The following is a 5,850-nucleotide window of genomic DNA, read 5'->3' on the forward strand; positions in this document are numbered from 1 at the left end:
CGGGCGTGAGCGGATCATCCTGTCCGGGGACATCCCCTCGCCGGCCAACCCGCCCTCGGGCTGCCGCTTCCGCACCCGCTGCTGGAAGGCCGAGGAGCGGTGCGCGGTGGAGGTGCCCGCGCTGACCGTCAGGGAGTGGCTGACCGGGGCGGCCGCGCATGACTCCGCATGTCACTTCGCGGCGGAGCGCGAGATCGGGTAGAGCGCGGCGGAGCGCGAGATCGGGTAGAGCGCGGCAGGGTGCGAGATCGGGTAGAGCGCGGCAGGGCGCGAGATCGGGTAGAGCGCGGCAGGGCGCGAGACCGGGTAGAGCGCGGCGCGATTTCCGGCGAGGTGCAGGGGACGCGATGCGCGAGAGACGATCTTTTTTCGGTGATCTTTTTCCGGGTTTTCTTCCCCGATAAAACCTCGACATCCGGATAATCGTGTCCGCTATTCGGAGGATGGAATGAGTAATTCCTTGGGCGATATGTATCGCTCTGTCAGTCAATGGTCCGGCTTGTGTGCGCCGTGTAACAGAAAAGAGATGTGAGGAAGATTCCAAACGGGGTCGGCGGGCTCGATAGTTGCTCTGCGCGCGTCGACGGTCGCATCGCCAACTAGGCATCTGCGTCCTGACGTTGACCTCCGCCATGCCTGGAAAGCCGGGCTATGGAGGGTCCTTCGTTCCCACGCCCCGAATCGAGAGGCAGTTGAATGAGGCTCACCAAGACAATGCGTTGGACGGCGGTGGCTGCCACCACGATCCTGGCGGTGGCCGCCTGCAGCAATGGCGGTGGCTCGGGCGGCGGCGGAAAGCCGACGGCGAGCGACAATGCGCCGGCCAAGGATGGCGGAACCTTCCGACTGGGCATTGTCGAGCCTACTGCAATCGACCCGTACAACGTGCAGGAGTCCGAGGGCACCCTGGTCGCCCAGAACCTGTTCACCGGCCTGACCAGCGTCGACGTCAATGGCAAGGTCAGCAACGCGCTGGCCGAGAGCCGGACCGCGAACGACGACTGCAGCCAGTGGACGTTCAAGATCAAGGGCGGGACCACCTTCTCCAACGGTGAGCCGGTGGACGCGGAGTCGTTCGTCCGCGGCTGGGCTCGGGTCGCGGCCAAGGACGCGGCCTCCGACGTGGCGTACCACATGAACGAGATCGACGGCTTCAAGGAGCTCCAGGACGGCTCGGCCACCACCTTCCGGGGCCTGTCGGCGCCCGACGCGACCACCCTGGTGGTCAAGCTGGCCATCAAGGACTGCGAGTTCGACCTCCGCACCTTCCACACCGCGTTCAGCCCGATGCCGAAGGTGGCCGGCCCGGCCACCAACAAGACCTTCAACGACATGCCGATCGGCAACGGGCCGTTCAAGATGGAAGGGCCCTGGCAGCACAACAGCAAGATCACGCTGGTCCGGAACGACAGCTACGGCCTGACCAAGGCCCACCTGGACCGGATCGAGATCTCCATCCTGAACTCGGCCAACGCGGACCAGCTGGAGTACCAGGGCTTCCAGGCGGGCCAGTTCGACTGGGCCCGGATACCCACCGAGCAGCTGTCCGTCGCCAAGGCGACCTACGGGCCGAAGAACGAGTGGTACGACTGGGAGTCCAACGGCATGAACTACCTGCTGCCGGTGACCTTCCAGGGCCCGCTGAAGTCCAAGGAGGCGCGTCAGGCGATCTCCTACGCGATCGACCGCGACGCCATCGTCAACGGCGTGTTCAAGGGCTTCCGCCACAAGGCCACCACGCTGGTGCCCTCGGCCTTCAAGGACGCCTACCAGGAGGGCGTCTGCGCCAGCTGCGTCAAGCAGGACAAGGAGAAGGCCAAGGCGCTCGCCGCGCAGGCCGGCCTGACCCCCGGGACCAAGCTGTACTTCGGCTACAACACCGGTGGCGGGCACGAGGCCTGGGTGCAGGCCGTCGCCCAGCAGCTCAAGGACGTGCTCGGGTTGGACGTCCAGATCGACGGCATGCCGTTCAAGGACATGCTGAAGAAGGACAAGTCGGCGGACGCCACCGGTATGTACCGGGCGGCCTGGGGCGCGGACTACCCGACCCCCGGCAACTACCTGGCGCCGCTGCTCGCCACCGCCTCCATCAACGAGGACCCGACCACCCACGACGCCCAGGGCGACAACGCGGGCCGCTACAGCGACCCGGCCTTCGACGCCCTGCTGCAGCAGGCCACCGGCACCAAGGACCAGGCCGCGCGCGACAAGATCTACCAGCAGGCCGAGAAGCTCGCGATCGGTGAGGACCAGGCGCTGATCCCGCTCTTCACCCGCCAGCAGCAGCGTGTCGCCAACACCCAGAAGTGGGCCAACCTGACCTACGACTTCAACGAGAACCCGACCCTGGCCACGGTCTCGCAGAAGTAGCCCGTCCCTTCGCGCCAGGCGTGGTCCGCTCCTGAATCCGTACGTGCCCCAGTGCAGTTGACCGAAGGGGCCGAGCACAACGCCGTCGCCCCCGTCTCGATCAGGCGGGGGCGACGGCCCCCCGGTCGCCTGCCGGACCCGGCGGTGTACGGGGGAGAGGGCTACGCCGCTCTGCCACGACCCCATAGAGAGGCACATGCCATGGGTAGGTATCTGCTGCGAAGGCTCGGACAGATGGTGATCGTGCTGCTCGGCGCGACGCTGATCCTCTTCGCCTGCCTGTTCGTCATCCCCGGTGACCCGGTCGGCTCGCTGGCCGGCAGCGAGCGCTCCCGCGACCCTGCCGTGATCGCCGAGCTGCACAAGCGGTACGGGCTCGACAAGCCGCTGATCGTCCAGTACGGCACGTACATCGGCAAGTTGGCGCACGGAGACATGGGTGAGGACTACACCCAGCGCCGCCAGGTCTCCGACATCCTCGGCCCCAAGCTGGTCAACACCTCCAAGCTGGCCGTCGTCGCCATCGTCCTCGACGCGGCGATCGGTGCCGCCGTCGGCGCGCTGGCGGCGCTCAAACGGTACTCGCTGGTGGACACCGTGGTCACGCTGATCACCACGATCCTGGTCGGGTTCCCGACCTTCGTGATCGGCATGCTGATGCTCAACCTCTTCGCGGTGCAGCTCAAATGGGTGCCGGTGATCGGTAATCCCAGCGATCCGCTGCAGGTCATCCTGCCCGCGATCACGCTGGCCATCGTGGACGCGGCCCTGGTCGCCCGGCTGATGCGCGGCACCATGCTGGAGGTGCTGCGCGCCGACTACGTGAAGACCGCGATCGCCAAGGGCGTACCCAGGCGTGAGGTGCTGCTCAAGCACGTGATGCGCAACTCGGTCATCCCGGTGGTGACTTACCTCGGCATCTCGTTCGGCGGCCTGATGGGCGGCGCGATCATCACCGAGACCATCTTCAACTGGGACGGCGTCGGTATGGCGATGTCCACCGCGATCCAGCAGCAGAACAACCCGGTCGTGGTCGGGGTGGCGACCTGGGGTGTCGCCATCTTCGTGCTGCTCAACCTGGTCGTCGACCTGCTGTACGCGATGCTCGACCCCCGCATCCGGCTGAGCTGAGGGCGCTGAGATGACTGACGACAAGACGAAGGCAACCGCCGTACCGGGCAGGGCCGTTCCCGGGCAGCGCAAGGATCCGTCTTCGGCCGGGGCCTCGGCCGAGCCGGCCATCAAGGTGGTCAAGGAGTGGCAGGAGGTCTGGCACCGCTTCGCCGCCAACAGGCTGGCCCTGGTGGGCCTGGTGCTGGTGGCGGTGCTGATCCTCACCGCAGTCTTCGCACCGCTGATCGCCCCGCACGACCCGCTGCAGCAGGACCTGATGAACACGCTCAAGCCCCCGAGCAGCGACCACCTGTTCGGCACCGACATCCTCGGCCGTGACCAGCTCTCCCGGGTGATCTACGGCTCCCGGATCGCGGTCATAGTCGGCCTGGTGTCGATCCTGCTGACGCTGGCCATCGGCATCGTGCTCGGTGCGATCGCGGCCTACTTCGGCCGGTTCTACGACACGCTGACGATGCGCGTCGCCGACGTGTTCTTCGCCTTCCCGCTGCTGATCGGCGCGATCATCATCATCACCGTGACCGGTCGCGGGGTCTGGCCGGTGGTGCTCTCGCTCGCCATCTTCGGCTGGGCCACCGTGGCGCGGCTGCTGCGCAGTTCGGTGCTCTCCACCCGGGAGATGGACTACGTGCACGCGGCGCGCGCACTGGGCGCCGGGCACCTGCGGGTCATCCTGCGGCACATCCTGCCCAACTCGATCGCGCCGGTCATCATCTACGGCACGTTCAACGTCGGTACCGCCGTGGTCGCGGAGGCCTCGCTCTCCTACCTCGGCGTCGGCGTCAGCCCGGAGGTGCCGGAGTGGGGCAACATGCTCGCCGCCGGCCGGGGGTTCATCGGTGTGTACGACTACATGTGGACCCTTCCCTCGCTCGCGGTGGTGCTCACCTCCCTGGGCTTCATCTTCCTGGGCGACGGCATGCGCGACGCGCTCGATCCCAAGCTGCGGTGAGCGGCGTGGAGTTGACGGATGTGACCGGAGCGGGAGACGGCAGGGACAGGGCGATGACGGAGTCGGTGCAGAACGAGACGGGCGCGCCCCTGCTGCAGGTCGACGACCTGCAGGTGGAGTTCGTGACCCGGGACGGCGTGGCCAGGGCGGTCAACGGCGTCAGTTACAGCGTCGGAGCGGGCGAGACGCTGGCGGTGCTGGGCGAGTCGGGCTCGGGCAAGTCGGTGACCGCGCAGGCCGTCATGGGCATCCTGGACACCCCGCCCGGGCGGATCACCGGCGGCAGGGTGCTGTACCGGGGCGAGGACCTGCTCACCATGCCAGAGGAGGCGCGGCGGAAGATCCGCGGCCGGAAGATCGCGATGATCTTCCAGGACGCGCTCTCCGCGCTCAACCCGGTGTTCTCGGTGGGCTGGCAGCTCGGCGAGATGTTCCGGGTGCACGAGGGGATGTCCAAGAAGGACTCGCTGAAGAAGGCCGTCGAGCTGATGGAGCGGGTGCGGATCCCGGCGGCGAAGGAGCGGGTGAACGACTATCCGCACCAGTTCTCGGGCGGTATGCGTCAGCGCATCATGATCGCGATGGCGCTGGCCCTGGAGCCGGACCTGATCATCGCGGATGAGCCGACCACGGCGCTCGATGTGACGGTGCAGGCGCAGGTGATGGAGTTGCTGGCGGAGCTGCAGGCCGAGTACCGGATGGGTCTGATCCTGATCACCCATGATCTGGGGGTGGTCGCGGACGTGGCCGACAAGATCGCGGTGATGTACGCGGGGCGGATCGTGGAGACCGCCCCCGTGCACGAGCTGTACGCGCGCCCGGCGCACCCGTACACCAAGGGTCTGTTGAAGTCGATCCCGCGCCTGGACCAGAAGGGCCGCGACCTCTACGCGATCAAGGGCCTGCCGCCGAGCCTGCTGCACATTCCGGACGGCTGCGCGTTCAACCCGCGCTGCGAGGCGGCCACCGACCGGTGCCGTACCGAACTGCCGTTGCTGCAGCCGGTGCTGGACGAGGACGGCGCCGACCTGGCGGGCCGCCGCAGCGCCTGCCACTTCTGGAAGGAGACCCTCCGTGGCTGAGCCGATCCTTGAAGTCCGGGAGTTGGTCAAGCACTTCCCGTTGACGCAGGGCGTTCTGTTCAAGAAGCAGATCGGTGCGGTGCGTGCGGTGGACGGGGTGTCGTTCGAGCTGCACAAGGGCGAGACCCTGGGCATCGTCGGTGAGTCGGGCTGCGGGAAGTCGACGCTGGCCAAGGTGCTGATGAACCTCGAGCGGGCGACCTCCGGTGAGGTGGTGTTCAAGGGCGAGGCGATCTCGCGGCTCTCCGGTGCCGGGTTGAAGGCGGTGCGGCGGAACATCCAGATGGTGTTCCAGGACCCGTACACGTCGTT

General features: G+C 67.2%; 6 protein-coding genes. All 6 read left to right on the top strand.

Annotated features, from left to right (window positions below):
* The coding region (locus tag ABD369_RS39815; RefSeq protein ID WP_344641533.1) for an oligopeptide/dipeptide ABC transporter ATP-binding protein at positions 1-202 on the top strand (202 nt) is incomplete at its 5' end.
* Positions 203-729: 527 nt separating this feature from the next.
* On the top strand, positions 730-2,370 hold the full coding sequence (locus ABD369_RS39820) for a peptide ABC transporter substrate-binding protein (protein ID WP_344641534.1): 1,641 nt from the start codon (positions 730-732) through the stop codon (positions 2,368-2,370).
* Between the two features lie 201 nt (positions 2,371-2,571).
* Positions 2,572-3,501, top strand: coding sequence for an ABC transporter permease (locus ABD369_RS39825; protein WP_344641535.1), 930 nt, complete (start codon positions 2,572-2,574; stop codon positions 3,499-3,501).
* A gap of 10 nt (positions 3,502-3,511) precedes the next feature.
* Complete coding sequence (locus ABD369_RS39830) at positions 3,512-4,456, top strand: ABC transporter permease (protein WP_344641536.1); 945 nt, start codon at positions 3,512-3,514, stop codon at positions 4,454-4,456.
* A gap of 53 nt (positions 4,457-4,509) precedes the next feature.
* Positions 4,510-5,538, top strand: a complete 1,029-nt coding sequence (locus ABD369_RS39835; protein ID WP_344641537.1) for an ABC transporter ATP-binding protein — start codon at positions 4,510-4,512, stop codon at positions 5,536-5,538.
* Positions 5,531-5,850: ATP-binding cassette domain-containing protein (locus ABD369_RS39840; RefSeq protein ID WP_344641538.1), on the top strand; the 320-nt coding region annotated here is incomplete at its 3' end. The genes ABD369_RS39835 and ABD369_RS39840, both read left to right, overlap by 8 nt.

The sequence above is a fragment of the Kitasatospora cystarginea genome, assembly GCF_039533515.1.
Lineage (GTDB): Bacteria > Actinomycetota > Actinomycetes > Streptomycetales > Streptomycetaceae > Kitasatospora > Kitasatospora cystarginea.